28 protein-coding genes are annotated in these 25494 nt (G+C 72.7%); 5 read left to right on the plus strand and 23 right to left on the minus strand.

The annotated features are described in order from the left end of the window. Positions 1-58 precede the first annotated feature (58 nt). The gene (locus tag ACZ6SA_RS13505; RefSeq protein WP_347647360.1) at positions 59-679 is read right to left on the minus strand and encodes a TetR/AcrR family transcriptional regulator; all 621 of its coding nucleotides are present in this window, start codon (positions 677-679) and stop codon (positions 59-61) included. 4 nt (positions 680-683) lie between these two features. After that, positions 684-1667 carry an aldo/keto reductase gene (locus ACZ6SA_RS13510; protein ID WP_347647361.1) on the minus strand — a complete coding sequence of 328 codons (984 nt, stop codon included), beginning with the start codon at positions 1665-1667 and terminating at the stop codon, positions 684-686. A 147-nt stretch (positions 1668-1814) separates the two neighbouring features. Here ACZ6SA_RS13510 and ACZ6SA_RS13515 point away from each other — a divergent pair, with 147 nt between their 5' ends. After that, entirely contained in the window at positions 1815-2345 is a 531-nt protein-coding gene (locus ACZ6SA_RS13515; protein WP_347647362.1) for a pyridoxamine 5'-phosphate oxidase family protein, read from the plus strand. A 22-nt stretch (positions 2346-2367) separates the two neighbouring features. On the opposite strand, the gene ACZ6SA_RS13520 is transcribed toward ACZ6SA_RS13515, so the two are convergent. The 7 genes from ACZ6SA_RS13520 to ACZ6SA_RS13550 all read right to left on the minus strand — a co-directional run bounded on the left by ACZ6SA_RS13520 (position 2368) and on the right by ACZ6SA_RS13550 (position 9626). Further along, a complete protein-coding gene (locus tag ACZ6SA_RS13520) occupies positions 2368-3360 on the minus strand; it encodes a magnesium and cobalt transport protein CorA (protein WP_347647363.1) in 993 nt (330 codons plus the stop codon). A gap of 18 nt (positions 3361-3378) precedes the next feature. Next, complete coding sequence (locus ACZ6SA_RS13525; protein ID WP_347647364.1) at positions 3379-4383, minus strand: NAD-dependent epimerase/dehydratase family protein; 1005 nt, start codon at positions 4381-4383, stop codon at positions 3379-3381. Between the two features lie 89 nt (positions 4384-4472). Then, positions 4473-5144, minus strand: coding sequence for a response regulator transcription factor (locus ACZ6SA_RS13530; protein ID WP_347647365.1), 672 nt, complete (start codon positions 5142-5144; stop codon positions 4473-4475). After that, a complete protein-coding gene (locus ACZ6SA_RS13535; protein WP_347647366.1) occupies positions 5141-6526 on the minus strand; it encodes a sensor histidine kinase in 1386 nt (461 codons plus the stop codon). The genes ACZ6SA_RS13530 and ACZ6SA_RS13535 overlap by 4 nt, the downstream gene beginning before the upstream one ends. After that, positions 6510-7682, minus strand: a complete 1173-nt coding sequence (locus ACZ6SA_RS13540; RefSeq protein WP_465828088.1) for an acyltransferase family protein — start codon at positions 7680-7682, stop codon at positions 6510-6512. The genes ACZ6SA_RS13535 and ACZ6SA_RS13540 overlap by 17 nt, the downstream gene beginning before the upstream one ends. Before the next feature lie 37 nt (positions 7683-7719). Continuing rightward, on the minus strand, positions 7720-8673 hold the full coding sequence (locus tag ACZ6SA_RS13545) for an alpha/beta hydrolase (protein WP_347647368.1): 954 nt from the start codon (positions 8671-8673) through the stop codon (positions 7720-7722). Between the two features lie 140 nt (positions 8674-8813). Next, entirely contained in the window at positions 8814-9626 is an 813-nt protein-coding gene (locus ACZ6SA_RS13550; protein ID WP_347647369.1) for a M23 family metallopeptidase, read from the minus strand. 238 nt (positions 9627-9864) lie between these two features. Between ACZ6SA_RS13550 and ACZ6SA_RS13555 the strand changes: the two genes are divergently transcribed. From ACZ6SA_RS13555 to ACZ6SA_RS13565, 3 genes are read left to right on the plus strand one after another with little or no spacing between them, the layout of a single operon-like run. Continuing rightward, a complete protein-coding gene (locus ACZ6SA_RS13555; protein WP_347647370.1) occupies positions 9865-10401 on the plus strand; it encodes a phosphoheptose isomerase in 537 nt (178 codons plus the stop codon). Further along, entirely contained in the window at positions 10398-10703 is a 306-nt protein-coding gene (locus ACZ6SA_RS13560) for a HypC/HybG/HupF family hydrogenase formation chaperone (RefSeq protein ID WP_465828090.1), read from the plus strand. Before ACZ6SA_RS13555 ends, ACZ6SA_RS13560 begins: the two co-directional genes overlap by 4 nt. Next, positions 10700-11299, plus strand: coding sequence for a D-sedoheptulose-7-phosphate isomerase (locus tag ACZ6SA_RS13565; protein WP_443155025.1), 600 nt, complete (start codon positions 10700-10702; stop codon positions 11297-11299). Before ACZ6SA_RS13560 ends, ACZ6SA_RS13565 begins: the two co-directional genes overlap by 4 nt. Here the strand turns inward: ACZ6SA_RS13565 and hypE are convergent. The 14 genes from hypE to hypF form a co-directional block, all read right to left on the minus strand. Next, positions 11282-12355 (minus strand): hydrogenase expression/formation protein HypE, encoded by a 1074-nt coding sequence (hypE, locus tag ACZ6SA_RS13570; protein WP_347647373.1) that lies wholly within the window; start codon positions 12353-12355, stop codon positions 11282-11284. The two genes, ACZ6SA_RS13565 and hypE, sit on opposite strands and share 18 nt — an antisense overlap. Then, positions 12352-13500, minus strand: a complete 1149-nt coding sequence (gene hypD / locus ACZ6SA_RS13575; protein ID WP_347647374.1) for a hydrogenase formation protein HypD — start codon at positions 13498-13500, stop codon at positions 12352-12354. Before hypD ends, hypE begins: the two co-directional genes overlap by 4 nt. A gap of 33 nt (positions 13501-13533) precedes the next feature. Further along, positions 13534-13806: a HypC/HybG/HupF family hydrogenase formation chaperone gene (locus ACZ6SA_RS13580; protein WP_347647375.1), complete on the minus strand. Its 273-nt coding sequence runs from the start codon at positions 13804-13806 to the stop codon at positions 13534-13536. Continuing rightward, the gene (locus ACZ6SA_RS13585; protein ID WP_347647376.1) at positions 13784-14149 is read right to left on the minus strand and encodes a hydrogenase maturation nickel metallochaperone HypA/HybF; all 366 of its coding nucleotides are present in this window, start codon (positions 14147-14149) and stop codon (positions 13784-13786) included. Before ACZ6SA_RS13585 ends, ACZ6SA_RS13580 begins: the two co-directional genes overlap by 23 nt. Before the next feature lie 6 nt (positions 14150-14155). Continuing rightward, complete coding sequence (locus tag ACZ6SA_RS13590) at positions 14156-14263, minus strand: DUF6893 family small protein (protein ID WP_443155022.1); 108 nt, start codon at positions 14261-14263, stop codon at positions 14156-14158. Positions 14264-14274: 11 nt separating this feature from the next. Next, the gene (locus ACZ6SA_RS13595; RefSeq protein ID WP_347647377.1) at positions 14275-15114 is read right to left on the minus strand and encodes a hydrogenase maturation protease; all 840 of its coding nucleotides are present in this window, start codon (positions 15112-15114) and stop codon (positions 14275-14277) included. Beyond that, positions 15111-16205: a hypothetical protein gene (locus ACZ6SA_RS13600; RefSeq protein ID WP_465828092.1), complete on the minus strand. Its 1095-nt coding sequence runs from the start codon at positions 16203-16205 to the stop codon at positions 15111-15113. The genes ACZ6SA_RS13595 and ACZ6SA_RS13600 overlap by 4 nt, the downstream gene beginning before the upstream one ends. A 6-nt stretch (positions 16206-16211) precedes the next feature. After that, positions 16212-16850: a DUF6084 family protein gene (locus ACZ6SA_RS13605; protein WP_347647379.1), complete on the minus strand. Its 639-nt coding sequence runs from the start codon at positions 16848-16850 to the stop codon at positions 16212-16214. Positions 16851-16855: 5 nt separating this feature from the next. Beyond that, positions 16856-17074 carry a hypothetical protein gene (locus ACZ6SA_RS13610; protein ID WP_347647380.1) on the minus strand — a complete coding sequence of 73 codons (219 nt, stop codon included), beginning with the start codon at positions 17072-17074 and terminating at the stop codon, positions 16856-16858. Continuing rightward, positions 17071-17715, minus strand: a complete 645-nt coding sequence (locus tag ACZ6SA_RS13615; RefSeq protein WP_347647381.1) for a DUF5947 family protein — start codon at positions 17713-17715, stop codon at positions 17071-17073. Before ACZ6SA_RS13615 ends, ACZ6SA_RS13610 begins: the two co-directional genes overlap by 4 nt. Beyond that, complete coding sequence (locus tag ACZ6SA_RS13620; protein WP_347647382.1) at positions 17712-18167, minus strand: hypothetical protein; 456 nt, start codon at positions 18165-18167, stop codon at positions 17712-17714. Before ACZ6SA_RS13620 ends, ACZ6SA_RS13615 begins: the two co-directional genes overlap by 4 nt. Before the next feature lie 9 nt (positions 18168-18176). Then, positions 18177-19982 (minus strand): nickel-dependent hydrogenase large subunit, encoded by a 1806-nt coding sequence (locus ACZ6SA_RS13625; RefSeq protein WP_347647383.1) that lies wholly within the window; start codon positions 19980-19982, stop codon positions 18177-18179. Between the two features lie 15 nt (positions 19983-19997). After that, on the minus strand, positions 19998-21044 hold the full coding sequence (locus ACZ6SA_RS13630) for an NADH-quinone oxidoreductase subunit B family protein (RefSeq protein WP_347647384.1): 1047 nt from the start codon (positions 21042-21044) through the stop codon (positions 19998-20000). 142 nt (positions 21045-21186) lie between these two features. Then, positions 21187-23472: a carbamoyltransferase HypF gene (gene hypF / locus ACZ6SA_RS13635; RefSeq protein ID WP_465828095.1), complete on the minus strand. Its 2286-nt coding sequence runs from the start codon at positions 23470-23472 to the stop codon at positions 21187-21189. Between the two features lie 142 nt (positions 23473-23614). Here hypF and ACZ6SA_RS13640 point away from each other — a divergent pair, with 142 nt between their 5' ends. Next, entirely contained in the window at positions 23615-25450 is a 1836-nt protein-coding gene (locus ACZ6SA_RS13640; RefSeq protein WP_347647386.1) for a glycoside hydrolase family 15 protein, read from the plus strand. Positions 25451-25494 lie beyond the last annotated feature (44 nt).

Below are 25494 nucleotides of genomic sequence, written 5' to 3' on the forward strand. Positions count from 1 at the left end.
ACGTTGCGACCATTCGTCTGCTGGTAGCGGCCGTCCACGGGCTCCCGCCGGTCCAGGTTCAGCTGGTGAGGGAGGCGCGGCCGTCGATGAGCGCGAGCGTGGCGGCGGCCGCGCGTTGAACCGCAAGCTCCACGCCCTGCTCGCCGGTGCCGAACATGCCCAGGTGCAGGAGTTCCGCGTGGCCGTGCGCGGTGGCTGCGACGGCCAGCCCGAGCGCCTCGGCGGCCACCGGATCATCCGCCGACAGGGCCATGGCCCCTGCCTGGAAGGCCTCCTTCACGGGACGGGACGCCTGTTCCAGCTCCGGTTCACCGGCCGTCGACCACATGCCGAACAGCGTCTCGAACAGCGCCCGGTGCTTTGCGGCGAACCGCACGTATCCCCTGGCCACAGCGACCAGCCGATCCTGCGGTGCGCTGCCGCCGTGTTCCGCGGTTACGGCTTCGACCAGAAGGTTTCCTGCGCGCACGCCGACCGCGAGCAGCAACTCGTCGCGATCGGTGAAGTGGCGGTAGGGCGCGCTGAGCGCGACACCCAGCTGCCTGCTCGCCTCCGCCATGGAAAAGGCCTGCACGCCCCGCTCGGCCACCAGCTCCATGGCGGTTTCGATGAGCGCGGCGCGCAGGTCGCCGTGGTGGTAGCGGTCACGCTTGGTCGTTCGGGACACCTGTCGGGGCATGCACTCAGATTAACGACAGCTCATCCAGCGCACGGATCTCGCTCTCGGTCAGCCGGAAGCTCATCGTGCCCGCCGCCTCGGCCGCCTGCCCGGGTCGGGAGGCGCCAGGGATGGCCACGACGGTGTCACCGTACCGGGTGATCAGCCAGTTGAGCGCCACCTGGGAGACCGTGGCGCCGTGCTCCTCACCGATGCGGCGCATGGCGTTGATGAGCGGAGCGGTGCGTGCGAGCCCTCGGTCGCTCAGCTGGCTACGGGAGAAGATCCTGCGCGCCGGTGGCGCAGACCTGGCCAGGCTCACGTTGTCGTGGTAACGCCCGGTGAGCACCCCGCCCTCCAGAGGCGAATACGCGATGAGCGTGACGCCCAGCTTTCGCGCGGCCTCCAGCACGCCGTCCCGCTCGATCTTCCGGTGCAGCAGGCTGATCCGCACCTGATTGGAGGCCAACGTGACGCCTTCGGCGGCCAGCACGCTGTGGGCGAGCACGAGCTGCCGGGCGGAGAAGTTGGAGACGCCGACCGCACCGATCGTTCCTTCCCTGAACAGTCTCGCCATGACCTTGAGCTGGGCGGTGATGCTCGACAGGCCCCCGCTGGGCGAATGGATCTGGTGCAGAGCGATGGGGTGGCCGCCCAGGTGCTTCAAGCGGTCACCGACGGTCGCGGCGATGCTGGCCGCGGTGCGCAGGTGCGGCGTCCACTTCGTCGCGACGCTGACCTGCCCGGGGGCGAGGCCACACTGCTGCAACGCGGTGGCGAGGGTCTCCTCCGAGCGGCCCCTGCCGTACATCTCGGCGGTGTCGAACCACGTCACCCCGTTGTCGAGGGCGGCGCGCACGACCGAGGTGGCCACCTCCTGGCCGATCGGGTTGATGATCAAGCGCGTGTAATTGGCTGTGCCGGCGAACTGCATGCACCCCAGTCCGATGGGGCTGATCTCGATGCCCGTCTCGCCGAGCTGCCGCACGTTGATGTGATTAGCATTCACATTGTGAAAGGCTATCACATTTCGACGTGATCAGCGGGTCCGGGGTTCGAGCCCTCCACGAGGAGGCTGTTGCGGTCACGCCGCGGACCGTCAGAAAGCCCCACGCACCACCGATGAGTTCTGCTCCTCGCGTCGGTCTCATCGTGCATGAGCGAACAAGCACCCAGCGCGACCACGAACCTCGACCGTTACGGAGACGCGGAGCTGCCGTGGAGCCGTGCGCGGGACGCGCTCGCCGCCGAGCCGAGCCCCGACGTCACGTACTTCCTCGGTACGTGCCGCCCCGACGGAACGCCGCACGCCGCGGGCGTCGGCGCGCAGTGGCTGGGCGGCGACCTCTACTTCACCAGCAGCCCGGCCGCCCGCAAGGCTCGTGACCTGGCGGAAAACCCGCGCTGCACGATCTCCGTCCGGCTTCCCGGCATCGATCTCGTCCTCAACGGCAGCGCGGCCAGAGTGAGCGATCCGCAGACGCTGGAGCAGGTCGCCGCCGGCTATCGCGCGGGCGGCTGGCCCGCGGAGGTCGAGGGTGACGCGCTCACGGCCCCGTTCAGCGCGCCCAGCGCCGGGCCGCCGCCCTGGCAGGTCTACCGGTTCGCCTTCCACACGGTGGTCGGCGTCGCGACCGAGGAACCGTACGGCGCGACCCGCTGGCGTTTCGAACCTCAGCAGCCGTAGCGCGGCGGGAGCGGGTGGCGCTTCACAGCCAGCCGCTCCTGCGCAGCAGCCGGTGGACGACGATCACGGCGACGACCATGAGGCACAGGCTCAGCGGGTAGCCGAGCGACCAGTGCAGTTCGGGCATGTGGTCGAAGTTCATGCCGTAGATCCCGGCGATCATGGTGGGGACCGCGATGACGGCCGCCCATGAGGAGATCTTGCGCATGTCGGCGTTCTGCTGCATGGCCACCTTGTTCTGGTCACGCCCGACCAGGGCCAGGTGAGCGCTCAAGGCGCTGGTGAGCAGTTCGTTGTGCTCGTCGACCTGGGAGTCCACGCGCAGCAGGTGGTCCAGGACGTCACGGAAGTGGTCGCGGGTGCCGTCGCACAACGACACCCGGCCCTTCACGATCTCCTCCAGCACGGGCACCAGCGGGTCCTGGGCGGTCCGGAACTCCAGGACCTCGCGCTTGAGCGAGTAGATGTCGGCGGTGACGTCGTCGCGCTCGCCGCTGAAGACGCGCCGTTCCAGCGCGATGAGGTCGAGCTCGACCTCGTGGGAGATCTCGGCGTAGGTGTCGACGACCTGGTCGCAGATCGCGTAGAGCACCCCGGCCGGGCCGGTCGACAGCAGGTCGGGATCGGCTTCGACCCGCCGGCGCACCCCGCCCAGCGGATTGGCCTGGCCGTGGCGGACGCTGATGACGAAGTCGCTCCCCAGGAAGAGGTTGATCTCGCCGACCTCGATGTCGGAGGTCTCCTCGACGTACAGCAGCGGCTTGAGCACCACGAACAGGGTGTCGTCGTAGCGCTCGAGCTTGGGCCGCTGATGGGCGTGGATCGCGTCCTCCACCGCCAGCGGGTGCAGCCGCACCTCACGGGTGATCAGATCGAACTCCTCCTGCGTGGGCTCGTGCAGGCCGATCCACAGGAAGCTGTCGCCTCTGGCCCGGGCGGCGCTGAAGGCTTCGCTGATGTCGCCGCTGACGGTCTCACGCACACCGCCGCGGTAGATGGCCTTGTCCACAATCATGGTGAGATTGTCGCGCGGTCACCGGCGTGCGGTCTCTCGGCCGAGGGCGTCGAGGAGCGCGCGCTCGCGCCCGGCGCTGAGGCCGGCGCGTCGTTCGCGGCCGAGGCCCTGCTCGCGTTCCCAGGCCAGCGTGGCGGACACCAGCTCGGCCCGGGGCCGATGGCGCAGCCCAGCCGCCTGCGCCGCGGCGCCGCTCCTGGCCGACCATCCTTCCCAGCCCGGTTCGACCAGCCACATCGGCAGCGACTCGGCACCCATGTACTGGGTCACGCCCTGCTCGAGCAGCCAGGCCGATCCGGCGGTGACGACCGGGCCGGTGTGCCCGCCGGCGGTGCGGCACAGCTCGATCCACTGGTCGAACGGGACGACGGGACCGACGGCGTTGTAGGTGCCGGTGGTGCCGCGCTCCGCCGCGTCGAGCAGCCAGGCGGCGAGGTCGCGTACGTCGATGACCTGCGTCGGCTCGTCCGGCGTGGCCGGAACCAGCATCGGCCCGTGCGGGTCGCGCGCGGCACGGGCCACCCAGTAGCCGGAGCGCCCGCTGTGGTCGCCCGGGCCGCCGATGAGACCGGCGCGGGCGATGAGGAGGCGGTCACCCACGGCGGCCGCCGACGCCTGCTCGCAGGCGACCTTCGCCTCGCCGTAGAGTGCGCGGTCGGCCTCGGCGCGGTCGGTCGGAGCCAGGAGGGGCGCGGACTCGTCCATGCCCGGCTCGGCGTGGGAGGCGTAGGCGTTGCCGGAGGAGACATAGGCCCAGTGGCGGGCCCGGCCGCCCAGCGCGGCGAGCGCCTCGCGCACGAAGCCCGGCTGCCACGACACCTCGATGACCGCGTCCCAGTCGCGGTCGAGCAGCGGCGCGTACGCCGAAGGGTCACGCCGGTCGGCGGTGACCAGGGCCGCGCCGTCGGCCACCGGCCCGCTCTCGCCGCGCGCCAGGCACGTCACCTTGTGCCCGCGCTCGATCGCCTGCCGGGAAACCTCCCGGCCCACCCACGCTGTCCCGCCCAGAACCACGATGTCCATCCCGCCACCCAAGCACCGCGAGCGTCCAGGCGCCCAGGCGGGTTCACCGACAGCGGACGGGGTTCGCTGTCAGCGCACGGTAGGCGCGCCTAGTAACCCGACGGGCGCACCAGCCCCGTCTCGTACGCGTAGACGGCCGCCTGGGTGCGGTCACGCAGCCCGAGCTTGACCAGGATCCTGCTCACATGGGTCTTGACGGTCTGCTCGGAGACGACCAGGCCCGCGGCGATCTCCGCGTTCGACAGGCCCTGGGCGATCAGCGACAACACCTCGGTCTCGCGTTCCGTCAGGTCGCCCACGCGCTCCTTCAGCGGGGCGCGCGGCGCGCCGCTCACCCGGGAGAACTCGGCGATCAGGCGTTTGGTGACGTTCGGCGCGAGCAGGGCGTCCCCGGCCGCGACCACCCGCACCGCGTGGGCCAGGTCGGCCGCCGACGCCTCCTTGAGCAGGAAGCCGGAGGCACCCGCCCGCAGCGCCTCGTAGACGTAGTCGTCCAGGTCGAAGGTGGTCAGGACCAGGACCTTCGCGGTCGCGTCCGGCTGCCCGGCGATGCGGCGGGTCGCCTCGATGCCGCCCAGCTCGGGCATCCGCACGTCCATGAGCACCACGTCGGGCTCCAGCTCGGCGACCTTCGCGACGGCGTCGAGGCCGTTGACGGCCTGGCCGACGACCTCGATGCCGGGCTCGGCGTTGAGCAGCACGGTGAAACCCTGACGGACCATCACCTGGTCGTCGGCTATGAGCACGCGGATGCTGGTCATGGGGTGGCCTCGATGCCTTTCTCCGCGTCTTCACCCGTGTCCTTCTCCGTGCCGACCGGCAGGAACACGCTGACCTCGTAGCCGCCGTCCGGCGTGGGCCCCGCGACGAGGTCGCCGCCCAGCATGGCCGCGCGCTCGCGCATCCCCAGCAGCCCGTGACCCGCCCCGGGCGAGGACGGGACCGGCGCGCCGGGCGCGGCGTTGACGACCCTGAGGCCGAGGGCGTCGGGCCGGTAGGAGAGCCGGACCGTCACGGGCGTGTCCGGCGCGTGCCGCATGGCGTTGCTGAGCGCCTCCTGCACGATCCTGAACGCCGACAGCTCCACCCCGGGCGACAGCGGGCGCGGCGTGCCCGCGATCTCGGTGGTGAGGGCCACACCCGCGCCGCGCACGTTCGCGAACAACTCGTCGAGCCGGTCGAGCGTGGGCTGCGGCGCCTCCCCGGGCGGGTCCTGCGCGCGCAGGACGCCGAGGACCCGGCGGAGCTCGGTCAGCGCCTCCACGGCGTTCTCGCGGATGCCCGCGAGGTTCTCCTTCAGCTCGTCGGACGGGTTCGTCACCAGGTGCGGCGCCACCTGCGCCTGGATGGAGATCACCGCCATGTGGTGCGCGACCACGTCGTGCAGCTCGCGGGCGATCCTGCTGCGCTCCTCCAGCAGCGTGCGGCGGGCCCGCTCCTCGGCCGTCAGCTCCTCCTGCGCCTCCAGACGGGTACGGGTGGTCCTGAGCGCGCGCACCCCCGCCCCGACCGCGACCGCGGTCGCGTCGACCACCGGGGCCACCAGCACTCCGCCGCTCCCGTTGCTCAAGGGCAGGAACACGACGCAGAGCGCGACCGCCAGCGTGGTGATCGCCAGCGCCTGGGCCGCGACGCGGGGGCGCACCCGCAGTGCCAGCAGGAACATCACACCGGCCTGCAGCGCGATGCCGGAGCCCGTCCACGGGTACGCCACCGCGTCGTGGATCACGGGCCTGACGAGGGCCAGCTCGTGCGAGGTGATCATCCAGGGGAAACTCTCGGTCCACGGAAGGTAGGTCATTCCCGTACGCGCCCCGATGACCATGACGGCGATCGACGCCCACCAGGCGGGCAGCGGGCGGGACATCGCCAGCACGAGGGCCGCCGCGTGGATCATGGCGAGCAGCGGAACCGTCGGGTCGATGCCCTCCCCTTCGGGGAACAGGCCCATGACCAGCGCGTAGAGGATGACGAGGACGTGCGGGAGGCGGGACAACCCGCGCGGGCGCGACATGCGGGGAAGGGGGTCGGAGCGGGTCGTCCACAGGTCCGCGCGTACGGCGCCGAGGGCTCGTCGTAGCCTGCCCACCTCGTCCACGCCCTCTCTGCCCTCAACCCGCCCCCGGTCAGGATGATCCAGCATGCGGGCGCTCCGCAACCGGTCCGGCGGGCGATCGTGCCCGCTCGTGTCGGCGGAACGCCGCGCAGCACACCAGCAGCGCCACCGCGAACGCCGGAAGCCAGGCCACCCGGGCGAGCACCCAGTCCGGCCCGTCGGGGACGGTGTGCAGCCCGGTCCACGGCGTCGTGCCCGCGGCGAGCAGGGCGACCGAGGCGACCGCGATCATCGCGGTCTGGTGCCACAGGAAGATCGTCATCGCCGCCAGGTTCGCCAGCGCCACCGCGGCCCAGGCGGCGGGGCGGCGCAGCAGCCGCCGCAGCGGGCCGAGCAGCAGCAGGGCCGCGCCGCTCTGGGCGATCCCGAAGGTGACGGCCGCCAGCGAGGGCGGGTCGAGGTTGGACCGCGGCGCACCCGGCACGCCGACCATGGTGGCGGGGTAGCCGCCCCAGCCGACGAGCGCGACGGCGGCGGCCCCGCCGCCGAGCAGCAGCGCCCACCCGGTCGCGCGCCCTTTCAGGCGGTCACGGGCCCGGGCCGCCCCGATGCAGTACGGCACCAGCCACCCGGCCGCCACGCTGACCCACCACAGCGAGCCGCCCACGAGCCCGGCCGGCGGTTCCTCCGCGAGACCGCCGAACCTGACCAGGTCGGCGCCCGCGACCACGGCGAACGGCCAGGCCGGGTGCAGCCTCGACACCAGCGGGGTCGCCGCGGTCAGCGCCGCGAACACCAGCAGGAACCACATCGGCGACAGCACGAGCTTGACCAGCGCCTGCACGCTCTCCAGCCGCGCCCCGCCGGCCAGCATCACCAGGGCCACCACCGCCCACACCGCCAGCACGACCACCGCAGGCCGGAACAGCCGGGCCACCCGCCCGGCGAGCCACCGCCCGTACGGCATGCCCTCCGCACGGGCACGGACGTGGGACCGCGTCCCCACCAGCCCGCCCACCAGGAAGAAGACCGCCAGAGTCTGGAACACCCACGACAGCGGCGCGAGCTGCGGCATGTGCCGCAGCGGGCTGGCGACCCGCACGGTCCCGCTCTCCACGACCAGCGCGGTCACCATCCAGTGCCCGGCCACCACGCCGAGGATGGCCAGGGCGCGCAGGGCGTCGAGGGCGCGGTCGCGGCCGGCCGGGGTCGCGGCGTCGATCCGCGTGGCGAGGTCACGCATCCGTGCGGGTCGCGCGGACGCGGTCCGTGCGGTGAGGTCACGCATCGGCGCCGGCCGGCCCGGACACGATCCGCGCGATGCTCTCCAGCGCCTTCGATCCGGATGCCAGGTAGTCGCTGTGCCCGCCCCCGCCCGCCGCGAAGATCCGGGCGCCGAACCGGGGCGAGACCGGGTCGGCGCCGAGCCCCACCGTGACGAACGGTAACGCGACCGACACATGCGGCACGCCCGCGACCCAGTCTCCGGCCGTGCGCCCCGCCCACACCGTGGCCGGGGTACGCATCGCGGCGGCGTCGGGCACGCCCGCGCCTGGGCTGCCGGACAGGACGATGCCGGCGACGTCCAGCCCCGGCGCGGCCAGGCCGCACACCGCGGAGCCGTAGGAGTGGCACAGGAGCGTGATCCGGGCGTCCGGCCTGGCCGCGCGCAGCTCCCGTACGAAGGCGCGCAGGCGGGGAGCGGCCTCGGCGGCGCGGTGCGGGGTCACCGCCTGGAGGCTCACGCTGCTCGGCGTGGGGTAGCCGAGCCAGGCGACCACGGCCGACCGGTCGCCGAGCGCGTCATGGAGGCGCAGCGAGCCGCCGCGCAACATCCCGTACTTGTCCAGGTCGACGCCGGCGCCCGGGACCATCACGGCGATCCGCTCGGCGGCGGCCAGGTCGCCGAGAACCTCCACGGTCCTGCCGCCGTCCCGGCCGTCGAAGGCCAGGAACCGCCGCGCGGGATCGGCCATCTCCCGTAGCCGGGCGGCCCGCCACCGGTGGCCGTGCCGGGCGGCCGTCCGTTCGGCGGCCAGGATCTCCGCGCGGGCGGACGCGTACCGCCGGGCGAGCTCGGACGGGGTCGCGGCGGCCAGCGGGGCCACGAAGGCGGGGGCGGGCGCCGGAACCGCGCCTGGGCGGGTCACGCCGCTGATCGGTCCCGCCACCGAGGCGGTGACGAGCGCGGTGAGCAGGACGCGGCGCAGGCTGCCTCGCCGGCGGGTCGCCATGGGCGGTGATCCTTCCGTGCCGGAGACGTACTCGGGCCTCGAAGGTATGGATCACCGCGGCTAGCCGGCGTCCCGCTGCGGGGTGCACCTCCGGCGTAGCTCTGACGTATTACGGGGTGCAGACTCCGCGCGCGTGCCGGTCAGCGCGCCGGTGACAGCAAGGGCTGCCGCTTGCTCGGGACGCGCCGGCGGGTGGTGCCGTCAGGAAGGGTCTCCTCGAAGGTGAACGGGAGCCCGGCCGCGATGGACGGGTGCGCGTTGTCCATGAGCTGGAAGTGCAGATGCGGCTCGCTGGAGTTGCCCGAGTTGCCGCACTGCCCGATCAGCTGCCCGGCCTCGACCCGCTCACCCTTGCGGACCTGGACCGAGCCGCGCTTGAGGTGGGCGAACGCGGCGTACACGCCGTCGCCGAGGTCGAGGACCACGTGGTTGCCGAGCACGCCGCCCGGGCCGGCCAGCTCGCGTACGACTCCCTCGGCCATGGTGTAGGCCAGCGCGGGCCAGGAGTTGCGGCTCAGGTGGTCGCGCCAGAAGTCCCTGGCGGCGACGACGGTGCCGGCGGCGGGCGCGTAGATCGGGCGGCCGAAGCCGGGGAACGTCTCGGGGCGGCTCATCAACGGCGCGCGCACCACGGCCTTCCACTCGGTGTCCTCGTCCGGCCAGTTCACCAGGTCCACCGCGTACGTCTGGCCGTAGGCGTGCAGGCCGTGGCTGGGCACCTTGTCGGCCGGGCTGTTGACCGCCAGCCAGCGTCCCCGCACGGGGCTGGCGACCGGGATCGGCGCGCGTTCGACGGAGCCCGCGGGCAGGAACATCGAGGCGAAGCCGGCCAGGAACAGGATCACGCCCGCCACGCTGAGCAGGGGGACGTGGTGGACGAACTCGCCGATCGCCAGGAGCAGGCCGATGATGATCATCGGCATCCGGATCCGGGCGAGGATGACCGGGAACATGACGTCCTCTCGGTGGGGGATCACGTCTGCCGCCGCCACGCGGGCGGCGGCAGGAGAGCTACCCACGTCGCGGGCACACAGTCGTACGGGCCCTCGGCGGCGGCCCAGCAGGCGGGACCAAGTGGAGAAACTTGCCGGGACCTTGCCGGACCCCTGGCGGGAAACGCCGCGCCGGCCGCGCGGGACCACGGTGGAATGGGCGGTGTCGTGGTACGCGGGGGGAAGGCGGGGTGGCGGGATGGCCGGAGTGCTCGATCGGATCCGCGCCGGCCGGGAGTCCGCCGGTCTGGCGCTGGTGGCCGACGCCGGCGCCGTCGTCGAGGCCGCGGCCGCCATGGCCGGGCGGTTCCGGCGGGGGAGCAGGCTGCTGACCTTCGGCCGGGGCGCGGCGGCGGCCGACGCGGCGCACGTGGCGGTGGAGTTCAGCCACCCGGTGATCGTCGGCAAGCCCGCGCTTCCCGCGCACTGCCTGGGCGGCGAGCCCGGCCTGCTGCCGGTGCTGGGGCGGCCGGGTGACATCGCCGTGGGCGTGCTCCCGGCCGCGGGCGACTTCGCCGCCGCTCTCGAGCTGGACATGCTGACCGTCGCCCTGGTCGCGAACGCGACCCGCGACACGCCTGCCACAGCGGCGGGCGCGCCGGCGGGTGTCGCGGCCGAGCACGTGCTGGCCGCGCACAGCGATGATCCGCTGATCGTGCGGGAGATCCACATCACGGTGTACCACCTGCTGTGGGAGCTGGCGCACGTGTTCCTGGAGTCGGAGGAGGGCACGTGACCGGCGGTGGCGACGAAGGGGCGGCACCGTTCTGCGACTCGTGCGTGACGTGCGGCGACGTCGCCGTGCGCGTACGCGTCGCCGGCCTGCTGCCCGGCGGGCTGGCGCTGGTCGGCACGGGCGCAGGCACGGGCACAGGCACGGGCACGGGCAGCACAGGTACGGGTACAGGCGGCGCGGGCACAGAGGCGGACGCGGGTACGGAGGAGATCAGCGTGGCGCTGGTCGAGGCGCGCGTCGGCGACACCGTGCTGGTGCACGCGGGCGAGGCGATCGCCGTGGTGGAAAGGGCAGGCGCATGACCGAGACGATGTACCCGTTCCTGCGGCGCGACCCGCTGGACGTGCGGGCGTCCACCGAGGAGAAGGCCCGCGAGAGCCTGGAGCTGCGGCGCCGGGTCCTCGACGAGCTGTCGACGCCGCTGGCGGTGGCCGCGGCGGAGCTGGCGGCCGCGTTCCGCGCCGGCGGGCGGCTGTTCGCCTTCGGCAACGGCGGCAGCAGCACGGACGCGCAGTCGGTGGCCGACCTCTGCACCGCCCACGGCCTGCCGGCGGTGTCGCTGACCGGCGACACGGCGCTCGTGACGGCGCTCGGCAACGACGTCGGGTTCGACGTGGTGTTCGCCCGCCAGCTCGCCGCGCTCGGCGGTCCCGGCGACATCGCCTGCGCGCTGTCGACCAGCGGCGGCTCGGCGAACGTGCTGCGCGGCCTGGCCCAGGCCAGGAGCCAGGGCATGACGACCGTCGGCTTCGCCGGCTCGGGAGGCGGGCGCATGGCCGAGGAACGGCTGGCCGAGCACCTGTTCGTCATCCCGTCGTCGTCGGTGCACCGGATCCAGGAGGCGCAGGCGACGCTCTACCACGTGCTGGCCGAGCTGGTCTCAGCAGATGCGCGGTAGCGGATCGCCCACCAGAACGTCGACCACCCGGGTGCCGCCGAAGGCGGTGCGCAGCAGCACCAGTCCCGGCGGGTCGGCGGCGACCGTCCCGACGATCGCGGCCTCGGCGCCCAGCGGGTGGGCGCGCAGCGTGTCGAGGGCCTCCCCCGCGTGCTCGCCGTCGACCACGGCCACGAAGCGGCCCTCGCAGGCGACGTAGAGGGGATCGAGGCCGAGCAGCTCGCACACCCCGGTCACCTCCGGGTGCACGGGGACCTGGTTCTCCTGCAGCACCACGGCCACCTCGGACGCGCGGGCCACCTCGTTGAGCACGGTGGCGACCCCGCCCCGGGTGGCGTCCCGCAGGGTTCTGACGTGCCGCGGCAGCGCCTCGAGCAACGCGGCGACGATGCCGTGCAGCGGCGCGGTGTCGGACGTGATCGCCGCCTCGATGCCGAAGTCGTCCCTGGCCAGCATGATGGCGGCTCCGTGAGCGCCGATCGGGCCCGACACGATGACCGCGTCCCCCGGCCGCGCGCCCGAGGCCGACAGCGTGACCGGCTGCTCGACGACGCCGACCCCGGCCGTGGTGACGTAGCAGCCGTCGGCCTTGCCGCGCTGGACGACCTTGGTGTCACCGGTGACGATCGTCACCTGCGCCTCCGCCGCGGCCGCCGCCATCGAGGCGGTGATGCGCCGCAGGTCGGCTACGGGGAAGCCCTCTTCCAGGATGAAGCCCGCCGACAGGTGGACCGGGCGGGCCCCGCACATGGCCAGATCGTTCACGGTGCCGTTGACGGCCAGGTCGCCGATGTCCCCGCCGGGGAAGAACAGCGGCGAGACCACGTACGAGTCCGTGGTGAAGGCCACGGGACCGTCGCCGAGCCGCACGAGCGCGCCGTCGTCCAGCGGGGCGAGCATCGGGTTGCGGAACGCCTCCAGGAAGACGGCCTCGATCAGGGTCTGGGTGGCCTTGCCTCCGGCGCCGTGGGCGAGCGTGATGCGCTCCTCCCTGACGACGGGCTTGCGCCGCCGCATCCGCTCGATGCGGTCGAGCACCTGCTGCTCGCGGGTCACGGCCGGCTCGCCTCCCTCGGCTCGCGCGCCGCCGCGCTGATCTGCTCGCGGCTGAACCGCCCGAAGTTGTAGTACGCGGCACACGCGCCCTCGGAGGAGACCATGCACGTCCCGATGGGCGTCTCCGGGGTGCAGGCGGTGCCGAACACTTTGCACTCCCACGGCTTGAGCACGCCCTTGAGCACTTCGCCGCACTGGCACGACCTGGGGTCGGCGACGCGGAGGCCGGGCAGGTCGAAGACCCGTTCGGCGTCGAAGGCGGCGTACTCGTCGGCCATGGCGAGGGCGGAGTGGGCGATGAAGCCGAGCCCGCGCCACTCGAAGTGCGGCCGCAGCCGCATCACCTGGCCCATGGCCGACAGCGCGATGCGGTTGCCGTCCCAGGGCACCACGCGGGCGTACTGGTTCTCCACCTCGCAGCGGTCCTCGGCGAGCTGCCCGAGCAGCATGTGCACCGAGGTGAGGATGTCGAGCGGTTCGAAGCCGGCCACCACCAGCGGCTTGCGGTAGTCGCGGGCGATGAACTCGTACGGCCGGCAGCCGATCACCGCCGAGACGTGGCCGGGGCCGATGAACCCGTCGAGGCGCAGGTCGGGCGAGTCGAGGATGGCCTTGATCGCCGGGATGATCATGACGTGGTTGCAGAAGACGGAGAAGTTGCCCAGACCCTCGGCCGCGGCCCGCAGCACGGTCATCGCGGTGGAGGGCGCGGTGGTCTCGAAGCCGATGGCCATGAACACGACCCGCCGGTCGGGGTTGGCCCGCGCGATCTTCAGCGCGTCCAGCGGCGAGTACACCATCCGGATGTCGGCCCCCGCCGCCTTGGCGTCCAGGAACGACCCCGATCCGCCCGGCACGCGCGTCATGTCGCCGAACGACGTCATGATCACGTCGGGCTGCCGGGCGATGTGGATGGCGTCGTCCACCCGGCCCATCGGGATCACGCAGACCGGGCAGCCGGGGCCGTGCACGAGGTTCACCTCGGACGGCAGGTGGTCCTCCAGGCCGTGCTTGTAGATGGTGTGGGTGTGGCCGCCGCACACCTCCATGAACGTGTACCGGCGCCCCGGCCGGCAGCTCTCGGCGATCCGCTCGGCCAGCGCCCGCGCCCGGCCCGCGTCGCGGTACTCATCGACGAACCGCATCGGTCCCCCTCCGGTCCTTCCGGCTCACACGCCTCACGTGATGTCCGAGCCGCGCAGCGCGTCGAGCTCGTCCGCGTACGGCTGCCCGAGCCCCTGGAGGTAGTCGAACACCGCCTGCGCCTCCCGCTCGGAGATCTTCGACAGCGCGAACCCGACGTGCACGAGCACCCAGTCGCCGGGCCGCAGCCCCTCGTCGGCGAGGAGGCCGACGTTGACGCGCCGGCGCACGCCGCTCACGTCGACGACGGCCAGGTCCTCGTGCTCCTGGGCGAACTCGACCAGCTCACCGGGGATGCCGAGGCACATCGGCCGCCTCCTCGCCGAAGGTGACCGACTCCAGGACCAGCTCGTCGCCGCCGCTGAGGTCGACGCTCCCGTCGCCGCAGAGCGGGCAGGCCGCCAGCGGGTCGGCCGACTCGGAGCGGCCGCCGCACGCGCGGCAGACCACCGTCATCGGCGTGATGACCAGCTCCACCACGGCGTCCTGGACGGCGGTGCCGGCCGCGGCCAGCGTGAAGGCCTGCCCGAAGGCGTCGTCCACGACGGCGTGGCGGGCGCCGACCCGTACCCGTGCGGCCGTGACCGGCCTGCCCGCCGCCCGCTGCTCGATCAGCTCGACCAGGCCCTCGCACATCCCGATCTCGTGCATGCCGTCCTACATTCGCTTGATCTTCATGTACCGGTGGATCTCCGGCCATTGGTGGACGACGATCGCCACCAGCCCGCAGAGCGCGACCAGCTTCACCACGCGCTTCTTCCACATCTCACATCACCTCACTGTGGGTGCGGAGCCCGGGAACCAGGCCCGGCGTTTTCCGCAATCATTTCCATAACCAGGGACTTCACGAGGTCGGCCGCCGTCCCGACCATGGCGCGTACCGGCTCGCTGAGCTCGAACAGCGCCTCGTCGGCGGTGACCGGCTCGCAGCAGACGACCCGCACCAGGGCGGGCAGGTGTCCCATCCGCCTGGCCAGCCGCAGGACGCTGACCGGGTCCATGCCGTGTCCTTCCAGAGGTCCTTCCAGGGGCCCTCCCGAGGACACCTCACCGTCGCCCGGCAGGTCGGGTTCGAGCACGGTGAGCGTGCCGGGCGCGTGGCCGCGTGGCGCCGCGTCCACGAAGATCACGCCCGTGTACGCGCGCTGGAGCGCGTAGGCCAGGTCCATGCCGCGGATGCCGAAGTCGACGACGTCCGCGCCGGGGACGGCGGGCCCTTCGGCCAGGTGGCGGGCCACCTCGACGCCGAAGCCGTCGTCCCCGAGGAAGACGTTGCCGATGCCGGCGACCAGGATCCGGGCGCCGCCCGGCCGCTCCTGGTGCTCGCCCATCGGCTCGATCTCCTCCGCGGAGTAGAAGAACCGGTGCCCGGGCATCCTGGCCTCGCCCAGGTCGCGTCCGGGATCGTCGGCGAGCGTGACCGCGACGTGCAGGGCGCCCTCGTCGTCCTGCTCGACGCTCTCCACGACCGCCACCCGGCCGTCGAGGACGAGGTCGAAGACGTCGGTCCGGCTTCTCGGCCGCAGCCGGACCAGGCTGCCGGGGCCGACCGCCGTCCCGTCCACGATCACCTCGCCGGGGCCGCGCCCGGCCATCCGCGTCCAGAAGTCGTTCATGCCTGTGGCTCCGTCCTGCGCATGAGACCGTGCAGGCGCATCAGGTCCTCGGGAGCGAGCGCGGTGCAGCGGTCGAGGATCGCGCGGGCGCGCGGGTCGCCGTCACGGATCTCCTGCCGCTCCTGGTCGCTGAGCGCGAGCACGCTCAGCGTGAGCAGCTGGTCGATCTCGGTGTTGTCGAAGAGGTCGCCGGGGCTCTCGGGCGCGATCTCCGGGTGGTCGTACAGGATGATCGGCGAGGCCAGGACGGTGTGCCGGTCGCCGTGCGGGCCCACGAGCACCGGCCAGGCGCCCTCGTTGCGGCACGCCTCGGCGTGTTCGCGCAGCTCCGGCGGCGGATCCGTGAGTGAGACGAACCGGGCGCGCGGCGCGTGCAGCACGGTGTGCGCGGAGACCAGCGTGCGGCGCAGCGCGTCGGCGCGGGTGCCCGGACCCCAGGGCGTGGTGTTGACCACCTCCACGGCGATCGCGAACAGGCCGGGTCCCAGCCGCCGCGCGCTCGCCTCGATCCGGCCGCGCAGCGGCTCCCAGCTGCGCACCACCGCGCCCGCCGGCCCGCCCGCCCCGGGGGACAGCCCGGTCGGGGGCCCGGTCGGCGGCCCGGTCGGCGGCTCGGTCGGCGGCTCGGTCGGCGGCTCGACCGGCTCGCCCGGCGGCGCCGCCGCTCGGTCCGTGGCGCCGTCGAGCGCGTGCAGCGGCTCGATCCGGCGTCCGGCGGGCAGGTCGATGGCCGTGACGGCCGGGCCCTGCGCCAGCTCGTCCACGACGAGGCCGGGCATGGTCAGCTCGCGCTCCCGCGCCTCCTCGCCGGGCCGGCGGCCGGGGCCGCCGGCGACCGGCTCGCGGGTGACGACGTGCAGGAACCGCACGCACACGTCGACGGCGTCGCCGGGCTCCGCTTCGACGAGGCATTCCGTACGCATCAGCCAGCGGTTGCCCTCGTGGGCCCGGCCGTACGCCTCCGGGTGCACGCCGCCGATCGTCCAGCGGTGCCGGTTCTTCAGCGACGACTCGCGGTACGGCCACAGCAGGTAGCCCTCGTACAGCACGGCCTGGGCGATCTGCCGTACCTGATCCGTCTGCGGGTCCATGCGCGGTCAGCCTCCGCTCGTTTCCAACAGTGACCTGACCGTGTCGTCCCATCCGAGCAGGGTGTGCCGCACCCGGTGCGCGTACAGGCGGTCGAACGTGTCGCGCTCCAGCCGGATCCAGGCCGTGCGCGGGAAGTGGCGGTCCATGAGCTCCTTCCACGCCCGCACCGGCATGCGGTGGCCCGCCTCGGTGTCCCACGGCAGGCAGGCCGCCTGCAGGCGGCCGCCGTCGAGGTAGAAGACGGTGCCGGTGAACAGGAACCGCAGCGGCACCTCCCCGCCGGGCAGGCCGTGCAGGTAGGTGGCCGCGGCCACGTCGAAGTCGTAGGTGCACGGGACGGTGAGCGTCGCCGGCGTGCTGCCGGTGAAGGCGGGCACGTGGGTGACGGTCCGGGCCCACAGCAGGCTGGACACGTTGCGCCCCCACGTCTCGGGCGGGCCGAACAGCCCTTCGAGCCGCCGTCGCGCGTCCTCGTCGTAGTCGCGCGCGTCGGCGTCGATGCGCAGCTGCGTGGCCAGCGTGAGCGCGCGGACCGGCGCGTCGGCGTGCACGCGCAGCCGGAAGTCCAGGGCGGGCGCGGCGGCAGGAGCGGCCGGCTCGACGCCCTGGACCTCGATCCGCACGGCCGGTGCTGTCGGTGGCATCGTGATCAGGCGGGCGACAGGTTGGGCATGTCGGGGTCGACGGGATCGTGTTTGCGGGGGCTGATGCCGGTCGAGCGCCGGGCCGTGGAGCGGCCGTCGGGCAGGTGGCCGTCCTGCTTGTCGTAGTTGCCGCGGCTGTTGCCCTCCTTGACGCCCTTCACGTGTGCGGAGGCGTCGGGATGCACGTCCGGGCGGCCTGTCCTGATCGGGTGTTTCTTGCTCACGCTGGGCTCCTGGTGTCGGTGGCCGGTACGGTGACGGACCGGTCGTCGAGGTCGGTGAAGAATCTGGCGAGGTGCGTGCGCACGTCCTGGCCGCCGGTCAGCCCGCGCCAGCGGGCCCGGATCGTCCCGACGAGCGCGTAACAGTCGTCCAGCGGCACGATCCACGCGCCGCGGTCGCGGTCGACGAGCAGGGCTTCCACGTCCTGGCGCAGCTGCGCGAGCACCGGGTTGTCCCGCACCAGCAGGTCCCAGGCCGCCGGGTCGGCGGGCGCCCGCACCGCCCCCGCAGGGCTCGGGTAGAACTGCACGATCCCTCCGGAGTCCGAGTCGCGCACCAGGCACACCATGCGCACCGGGGCGCCCAGCCGCGCCCAAACCGGCTCGGGAAGGACGAAGCCGCTCAGCCGCCGGCGTTGGTCCGGCACCAGGACGAGGTGCCCGCCACCGGCCGCCACGTGGTCGAACAACACCTGGCAGGCCCGGCACGCGCAGCGCAGCTCGCGGGACGGCAGCTCCAGCAGGTGGCGGTGCACGTCCGGCAGCGCCTCGCCGCACAACGCGCACGCCTCCGCCTGACGGGACGGCTCCCGCTCGCGGGCCTGCTGCGCCTGCGCGGCGAGCCGGCGCAGCAGGCCGGTCACGGCGCCCGCGGGCCGGAGCGCACGGCCAGGCTCTCGACCGGGATCAGCGGCGTCTCCCCGCGTTCGACCTCGATGTCGACGTGCTCGATCTCCGGGGCGGCGGCGCGTACCGCCTCCCGCAGGGCCGACGTCGCGGCCTCGGAGGAGGAGCGGCAGCCGGCGGGCCGCACGCGCAGCCGTACCAGGTCGTCCTCGACGGCGAGCACCTCGGCCGAGCCGCCGATCGCCGCCTCCACGCGGGCCCGCACGTCCACCGGATGCAGGTCGTGCAGCAGCAGGAGCGGCGCCACCGACTCGTCGGCGGCCAGCCGCGCCGCCTGCTCCTCCTCCAGGACCGCCATGACACGGGCCAGGCCCTCGCCGTACAGGTCGAGCAGCTCCTTGACGAGCTCGACCGCGTCGGGGCCGGCCTCGTCGAGCATGACCTCGATCCGCGCGATGCGATCGTCCATCCCCCGCCCCTAACCGGAGAGACTCGCGCCGAAGGTGGGCGAGTGCACCTGTTTGAGCTCCTTGCCGCCACCCAGGTACATGTGCACGCCGCACGGCAGGCAGGGGTCGAAGCTGCGCACCGTACGCATGATGTCGATGCCCTTGAAGTTCTCGGGCCCGTTCTCCTCGAAGATCGGCAACCCCTGCACCGCGTCCTCGTACGGCCCCGGCGTGCCGTACATGTCGCGCGGGCTGGCGTTCCACGGCGTCGGCGGGTACGGATGGTAGTTGGCGATCTTGCCGTCGCGGATCACCATGTGGTGCGACAGCACGCCCCGCACCGCCTCGTGGAAGCCGCAGCCGATCGCGTCGTCCGGCACGTCGAAGTCGGTGAACACCTGCGTGCGGCCGGCCCGCACCTCTCCCAGCGCCTGGTCGAGGAAGTGCACCGCCATCGCCGCCGCGTACGCGACGAAGTACGCGCGGGCCCGGTTGCGCTCGATGGTGTTGGCCCAGCGCGGCACCTTCCACTCCAGCCGCATCTCCGGCAGGGAGCCGCTCTTGGGCAGGTTGATCTCGACGCTCCGGCCCGTGGCGCGCACCGTGCCGGTGTCGACCAGGCCCGCGAGCGCCGTCGACCACAGCCGCGCCAGCGGGCCGCCGCCGGTGTCGAGCGCCAGGTGGTCGCCGGTGCGCTGGTCGTACCAGCGCGGGCTCATCACCCAGCTGTAGTTGCCGTGCTCCAGGTCGCGTTTCTGCGGCTTGGGCAGGGTCGTCTGGTTCCACGGGTGGCGCTGGTCCACCGGGTTGCCGAGCGGGTCGTGGGTGACGAACGTCTCCTCGGACTGCCAGTCGTCGTAGTAGGAGCTGCCCAGCAGGATCCGGATGCCGAGGTTGATGTCCACCAGGTTGGTGGTCAGCAACTCGTCGTCCAGGACGATGCCCGGCGTGACGAACATCTTCCTGCCCCACGCGTTCATGGTCCGGTAGTCGTAGTCGACCACGGACGGGTCCTGGAAGGCGCCCCAGCAGCCGAGCATCACCCGCCGGCGGCCGACCTCCTCGTAGCCGGGCAGCGCCTCGTAGAAGAAGTCGAACAGGTCGTCGTTCATCGGGACGGCCTTCTTCACGAAGTCGAGCACCCGCAGCAGCCGCACCAGGTAGTCGGTGAACACCTGGGGCGTCGCCACGGTGCCCACGCCGCCCGGGTAGAGCGTCGACGGGTGCACGTGCCGGCCCTCCATCAGGCAGCACATCTCCCTGGTCACCCTGCTGACCTGCAGCGCCTCCTTGTAGACGGAACCGCTGAACGGGTTGAACGCGCGCATGACGTCGGCGATCGTCCGGAAACCGTGCACCCCGGCGTTCGGCGCCTCGGCGGTCTCGGCCCGCCGCAGCAGGCTGGGGTTGGTCTCCTTGACCATCTGCTCGCAGTAGTCGACGAAGACCAGGTTGTCCTGGAAGAGGGTGTGGTCGAACATGTATTCGGCCGCTTCACCCAGATTGATGATCCATTCGGCCAGTGGCGGGGGTTTGACCCCGTACGCCATGTTCTGGGCGTAGATCGAGCAGACCGCATGGTTGTCACCGCAGATGCCGCAGATCCGGCTCGTGATGAAGTGCGCGTCGCGCGGGTCCTTGCCCTTCATGAACACGCTGTAGCCGCGGAACAGCGACGAGGTGCTCTTGCACTCGACGACCTCGCGGTTCTTGAAGTCGATCTTGGTGTAGATGCCCAGGTTGCCGATGATCCTCGTGATCGGGTCCCAGGACATCTCCACCAGCTCGCGGGCCTCGCCCGCTTGCTGCTTGGCGCCCGCCGTACGGGTTGTCACCTCGCCACTCTCCCTTTAGCCGTTTCCCCAGCGCGGGTCGTACCCGCTCGTCAGCCTGCGGCGGTTGTGACGCCACTTCGGTTCCTTGTTGGCCGTGTTGTTCGTGATCGACCGCATCTTGCGGATCAGTGAGCCGTACGCGCCGCTGACCGCGGCCGACACCGATCCGCCGGGGGGTTCGTCCATGAACGGCATGAACTTGTCGGGGAAGCCGGGCATGGTGCAGGCGATGCAGATGCCGCCCACGTTGGGGCAGCCGCCTACGCCGTCCATCCAGCCGCGCTTGGTGACGTTGCAGTTGACCACCGGGCCCCAGCAGCCGACGCGCACCAGGCACTTGGGGGAGTTGTAGTCGTGGGCGAAGTCGCCCTGCTCGTAGTAGCCGCCCCTGTCGCAGCCCTCGTGCACGGTCTTGCCGAACAACCAGGTGGGACGGAGCATCTCGTCGAGCGGGATGGTGGGGGCCATCCCCGCCGCCTGGTAGAGCAGCCAGGTCAGGGTCTCCATGAAGTTGTCCGGCTGCACGGGACAGCCGGGCACGTTGACGATGGGCAGGCCGCCGGCCGAGCGGAAGTCCTTGCCGAGGTAGTCGGCCAGCCCCATGCAGCCGGTCGGGTTGCCGGCCATGGCGTGGATGCCGCCGTACGTGGCGCAGGTGCCGATGGCGACGACCGCCCAGGCCTTGGGAGCCAGCCGGTCGATCCACTCGTTCACCGTGATGGGCTCGCCGGTGGCCGGGTCGTTGCCCATCGACGTCCAGTAGCCGTCGCCGTTGATCTTCTCGTTGGGGATCGATCCCTCGACCACGAGGATGAACGGGCCGAGCTCGTCCTGATGGGCCTGGTGGAAGGCGGCCATGAAGGCGTCGCCCACCTCGGTCGCCAGGACCTTGTTGTGCAGGTGCACCTTGGGCAGCCCCGGCACGAGCCCCAGCAGCACGTCCTCCAGGCTCGGCAGCGACGCCGCGGTGACGGAGACGGTGTCGCCGTCGCAGCTCATCCCCTCCGAGGTCCACAGGATGTGAAGCTCGTCCAGACCTGTTGGCGTCTGCGTGGTCGTCATGGCCCAAGCCCCCTTCGTGGCCGGATGCAGAGATTCCGGTCCGGTGTCGTGATGTGCCCGGACTGTAGCTCTACGTAGCGGACATACCGCCCCCGAAGCCGGCCGAAACCTCGCTGACCTGCACGGAGGCGAACGCGCCCGGCTACCGGAAGAGGTCGCGGGCGGCGGCGACGGCTGCCTGGCCGAGGCTGATGCCGCCGTCGCCGGCCGGAACGCCCGCATGGGTGAGCACCCTGAACCCGGCCTGCTCCAGCCGCTCCACCGTGCGCTCCGCCAGCAGCACGTTCTGGAAGACGCCACCGGACAGCGCCACCGTCGTCAGCCCCGTCTCCTCGCGCAGCGCCGTGCAGCAGCGCACGATGAGCTCGCGGACGCCGTTGTGGAAGCGGGCGGACACGACGGGCGGGCCGGCGCCCCCGGTCAGGTCCTCCAGCGCCGCCCGCACCAGGTCCGCGCCGGCGACCACGAGCACCCCGTCGTGCCGCGCGATGCCCGCCGGGTAGGCGCCGCGTTCCGCGGGGTCGGCGAGCTGCTCCAGCTCGATCGCGGCCTGCCCCTCGTACGTGATCGTGTCGCGCACGCCGGCCAGCGCCGCCACGGCGTCGAACAGGCGCCCGGCGCTCGAGGTCAGCGGCGCCGCCGCCCCGCCGCGCAGGGCCAGCGCGGTCACGCTCTCCCACTGGGCCCTCCACCGGTCCCCCGCGCGGCGCGCCACGGCCGCGTCCGCCGCGACGTCCAGGCCCGCCAGGTAGGCGGCGGCCATCCGCCACGGCTGCCTGACCGCCATCGCGCCGCCCGGCATGGGAACGGGCGCCAGATGCCCGGCCCGCTCGAAGGAGACCAGGTCGGCCAGGAGGAACTCGCCGCCCCACAACGTCCCGTCGGCGCCGTGGCCGAGGCCGTCGAACGCGACGCCGATCACCCGGCCGTGCTCGCCGTTGTCGGCCAGGCACGAGGCGATGTGCGCGTGGTGGTGCTGCACCGGGACCGGTTCGGCGTCCGGCAGGCCCAGCGCGTACCGGGTGGACGGGTAGTCCGGATGGAGGTCGTGCGCGGCCACTTCGGGACGCACCCCGAGCAGGGCGGAGAAATGCTCGATCCCCGCCTCGTACGCCCGCAGCGTCTCGTAGCCCTCCAGGTCGCCGAGGTGCGGGGAGACGACCGCGTGCCGCCCCCTCACCAGGCAGAACGTGTTCTTCAGCGCCGCGCCGCAGCCGAGGACCGGCCGGGGCGCCTCCCACGCCAGCGTGAACGGGGCCGGGGCGTGGCCGCGCGAGCGCCGCACCAGCGTGCCCCTGCCCCTGACCACCCGGGCGACCGAGTCGTCGGCCCGCAGGTGGATGGGCCGGTCATGGGTCAGGAACGCGTCCGCCATGCCGCCGAGCCGGTCGAGGGCGGCGCGGTCGTCGTACTCGATCGGCTCGCCGGCGAGGTTCGCGCTCGTCAGCACGATGGGCGCGCCCGTCTCCGCGAGCAGCAGGTGGTGCAGCGGCGTGTAGGGCAGCATCAGCCCGAGGTGGCGCTGCCCGGGGGCGACCGCGCCCGCCACGGCCCCGGAGACGTCCGTGCGGCGGGGCAGCAGCACGATGGGGCGCTCGCGGCCGGTCAGGAGCTCCTGCGCCACCGCGTCCACCTCGCACAGCCGCCGGGCCTGCGCCAGGTCGGCCACCATGACGGCGAACGGCTTGTCCGCCCGCCGCTTGCGCCGCCGCAGCTCCGCGGCGGCCCGCTCGTCGGAGGCCACGACCGCCAGGTGGTAGCCGCCGAGGCCCTTCACCGCCAGCACCCCGCCTCCGCGCAGCACTCCGGCGGCGCCCGGCAGGTCGCCGCCGGCCTGCGGCCTGCCCCGCGCGTCCACCAGCCTGAGCGCCGGGCCGCAGGCCGGGCAGCAGACGGGCTGGGCGTGGAAGCGCCGGTCGGCCGGGTCGTGGTATTCGGCCAGGCAGGCGTCGCACATGGCGAAGCCCGCCATGGTCGTCAGCGGCCGGTCGTACGGCAGGGCCCGGGTGATCGTCAGCCGTGGCCCGCAGTTGACGCAGTTGACGAAGGGGTAGCGGTAGCGCCGGTCGGCGGGGTCGGCCAGCTCCGCCAGGCAGTCGGCGCACGTCGCGATGTCGGGCGAGACCAGCGTGCGCGGCGTTCCCGAGCGCTCGCTCGCCACGATCAGGAACCGGCCGCCACCCCCGGCGGCCGCCCGGCCGCTCGGGGTGACGGTCACGCTCTCGATCGCGGCCAGCGGGGGCGCGTCGCGTTCGAGCCGCGTCAGGAACTCGGCGATCCGGTCGTGCTCGCCGTCCAGCTCGACGAAGACGCCGCGGGCGTCGTTGCCGACCCGGCCCGCCAGACCCAGCCGGGTGGCGAGCCCGTGCACGAACGGGCGGAACCCCACCCCCTGGACCACACCCTCGACCCGGACCCGCACCCCCATCGGGCCAGTCTGCACCGGAGGGCGGCGGGATCGGGGCAGCCCCGCCGACACGTGGCACGCCCATGACGTTCGCACCGCCGGATCGGGAGAGAGGGCGGCGCACCGTGGGTAGGGACAGCGCGACGCCGGAGAAGAGGTTGCCATGGCCGAGACATTCGATCAGGGGGTCCGCGGCGGGCCCGCCCGTTACCTGCCGATCGCCGAGCACGGCCTGATCGGCGACCTGCGTACCGTGGCGCTGGTGGGCACCGACGGCACCATCGACTGGTACTGCTGCCCGACCTTCGACTCGCCCAGCGTCTTCGGCTCGATCCTCGACGCCGACAAGGGCGGAGCGTTCGAACTGGCCGCGAGCGTGCCCGCGAAGACCAAGCAGTTCTACTTCCCTGACACCAACGTCCTGATCACCCGGTTCTTCACCGAGGGCGGGGTGGGCGAGATCCAGGACTTCATGCCGGTGACCACCGACTCGGGCGAGGCCCGCCGCCACCGGCTGATCCGGCGGGTGATCTGCGTGCGCGGGTCGATCCCCTTCCACGCGCGGGTGGCGCCCAGGTTCGGCTACGCGGCGCAGCCGCACCGCGTGCGCGAGCACGACGGGATGGTGCTGTTCGAGTCGGAGGACCTGTCGCTGGCGCTGACCGCCACGGTGCCGGTCGAATGCGACGACCTGGACGCCAGAGCGGCCTTCACCCTCGACGAGGGCGAGTCGGAGGTGTTCGCGCTCGACCAGGTCGGCGGCGAGGTGATGCCGCGCGCCTGCGCGTACGCCGAGGCCGAGGACGAGTTCGCCGCCACGGTCACCTTCTGGCGGCGGTGGTTGTCCGCCTCCCGCTACCGCGGCCGGTGGCGGGAGATGGTGCACCGGTCCGCGCTGACCCTCAAGCTGCTCACGTACGCCCCGACGGGCGCGATCGTCGCCGCGCCGACGACGAGCCTGCCCGAGCAGGTCGGCGGCGAGCGCAACTGGGACTACCGCTACCTCTGGGTACGCGATGCCGCCTTCGCCGTCTACGCCCTGCTCCGGCTGGGATTCACCGGCGAGGCCGAGGCGTTCATGAACTTCCTCACCCGGCGCGTCACCCGGTGCGCCGACGGCCCGTCGGGACCGCTCCAGATCATGTACGGCATCGACGGGCGTACCGACCTGCCAGAACGCGAGCTCGACCACCTGGAAGGGCACCAGGGCTCCGCCCCCGTACGCGTCGGCAACGCCGCCGCGGACCAGCTCCAGCTCGACATCTACGGAGCGCTCATCGACTCCATCTACCTCTACGACAAGTGGGGACAGCCCATCTCCAGCGACCACTGGGACGAGGTCTGCGGCCTGGTGGACTGGGTCTGCGACCACTGGGACCAGCCCGACGAGGGCGTCTGGGAGACCCGGGGCGGGCGCAGGAACTTCCTCTACTCGCGGCTGATGTGCTGGGTGGCGATCGAGCGGGCCATGCGGGTGGCCATCCGGCGCGGCCTGCCCGCCGACATCCCGCGCTGGCGGCTCGCCCGCGACGAGATCTACCGCACGCTCATGAGCCGCGGCTGGTCCAAGGAGCTGAAGGCGTTCGTGCAGTACGAGAACGCCGACGTGCTCGACGCCGCCGTCCTCATGATGCCGCTGGTGAAGTTCATCTCGCCGACCGACCCGAAGTGGCTGGCCACCCTCGACGCGCTCACCGCCGAGCTGGTGTCCGACTCGCTGGTCTACCGCTACGACCCGAAGGCCAGCCCGGACGGCCTGCGCGGGGAGGAGGGCACGTTCTCCATCTGCTCGTTCTGGTACGTCGAGGCGCTCGTGCGCGCGGGCCGCGTGGAGGAGGGCAGGCTGGCGTTCGAGAAGATGCTGACCTACGCCAACCACGTGGGCCTGTACGCCGAGGAGATCAGCCGCAGCGGCGAGCAGCAGGGCAACTTCCCGCAGGCCTTCACCCACCTGGCGCTGATCAGCGCGGCGTTCAACCTCGACCGCGCGCTCGGCTGAGGCTCAGCCCGCGGCCCGGTGATTCCTGAGCACGTCGGGGAGCT

The sequence above is a fragment of the Nonomuraea sp. NPDC049378 genome (assembly GCF_055586745.1).

Coding starts and splice junctions, on each gene's coding strand:
- ACZ6SA_RS13505 (WP_347647360.1), bottom strand. CDS start 679: ATGCCCCGACAGGTGTCCCGAACGACCAAGCGTGACCGCTACCACCAC.
- ACZ6SA_RS13515 (WP_347647362.1), top strand. CDS start 1,815: ATGAGCGAACAAGCACCCAGCGCGACCACGAACCTCGACCGTTACGGA.
- ACZ6SA_RS13520 (WP_347647363.1), bottom strand. CDS start 3,360: ATGATTGTGGACAAGGCCATCTACCGCGGCGGTGTGCGTGAGACCGTC.
- ACZ6SA_RS13525 (WP_347647364.1), bottom strand. CDS start 4,383: ATGGACATCGTGGTTCTGGGCGGGACAGCGTGGGTGGGCCGGGAGGTT.
- ACZ6SA_RS13530 (WP_347647365.1), bottom strand. CDS start 5,144: ATGACCAGCATCCGCGTGCTCATAGCCGACGACCAGGTGATGGTCCGT.
- ACZ6SA_RS13535 (WP_347647366.1), bottom strand. CDS start 6,526: ATGCTGGATCATCCTGACCGGGGGCGGGTTGAGGGCAGAGAGGGCGTG.
- ACZ6SA_RS13540 (WP_465828088.1), bottom strand. CDS start 7,682: ATGCGTGACCTCGCCACGCGGATCGACGCCGCGACCCCGGCCGGCCGC.
- ACZ6SA_RS13545 (WP_347647368.1), bottom strand. CDS start 8,673: ATGGCGACCCGCCGGCGAGGCAGCCTGCGCCGCGTCCTGCTCACCGCG.
- ACZ6SA_RS13550 (WP_347647369.1), bottom strand. CDS start 9,626: ATGTTCCCGGTCATCCTCGCCCGGATCCGGATGCCGATGATCATCATC.
- ACZ6SA_RS13555 (WP_347647370.1), top strand. CDS start 9,865: ATGGCCGGAGTGCTCGATCGGATCCGCGCCGGCCGGGAGTCCGCCGGT.
- ACZ6SA_RS13565 (WP_443155025.1), top strand. CDS start 10,700: ATGACCGAGACGATGTACCCGTTCCTGCGGCGCGACCCGCTGGACGTG.
- hypD (WP_347647374.1), bottom strand. CDS start 13,500: ATGCGGTTCGTCGATGAGTACCGCGACGCGGGCCGGGCGCGGGCGCTG.
- ACZ6SA_RS13580 (WP_347647375.1), bottom strand. CDS start 13,806: ATGTGCCTCGGCATCCCCGGTGAGCTGGTCGAGTTCGCCCAGGAGCAC.
- ACZ6SA_RS13585 (WP_347647376.1), bottom strand. CDS start 14,149: ATGCACGAGATCGGGATGTGCGAGGGCCTGGTCGAGCTGATCGAGCAG.
- ACZ6SA_RS13590 (WP_443155022.1), bottom strand. CDS start 14,263: ATGTGGAAGAAGCGCGTGGTGAAGCTGGTCGCGCTCTGCGGGCTGGTG.
- ACZ6SA_RS13595 (WP_347647377.1), bottom strand. CDS start 15,114: ATGAACGACTTCTGGACGCGGATGGCCGGGCGCGGCCCCGGCGAGGTG.
- ACZ6SA_RS13600 (WP_465828092.1), bottom strand. CDS start 16,205: ATGGACCCGCAGACGGATCAGGTACGGCAGATCGCCCAGGCCGTGCTG.
- ACZ6SA_RS13605 (WP_347647379.1), bottom strand. CDS start 16,850: ATGCCACCGACAGCACCGGCCGTGCGGATCGAGGTCCAGGGCGTCGAG.
- ACZ6SA_RS13620 (WP_347647382.1), bottom strand. CDS start 18,167: ATGGACGATCGCATCGCGCGGATCGAGGTCATGCTCGACGAGGCCGGC.
- ACZ6SA_RS13630 (WP_347647384.1), bottom strand. CDS start 21,044: ATGACGACCACGCAGACGCCAACAGGTCTGGACGAGCTTCACATCCTG.
- hypF (WP_465828095.1), bottom strand. CDS start 23,472: ATGGGGGTGCGGGTCCGGGTCGAGGGTGTGGTCCAGGGGGTGGGGTTC.
- ACZ6SA_RS13640 (WP_347647386.1), top strand. CDS start 23,615: ATGGCCGAGACATTCGATCAGGGGGTCCGCGGCGGGCCCGCCCGTTAC.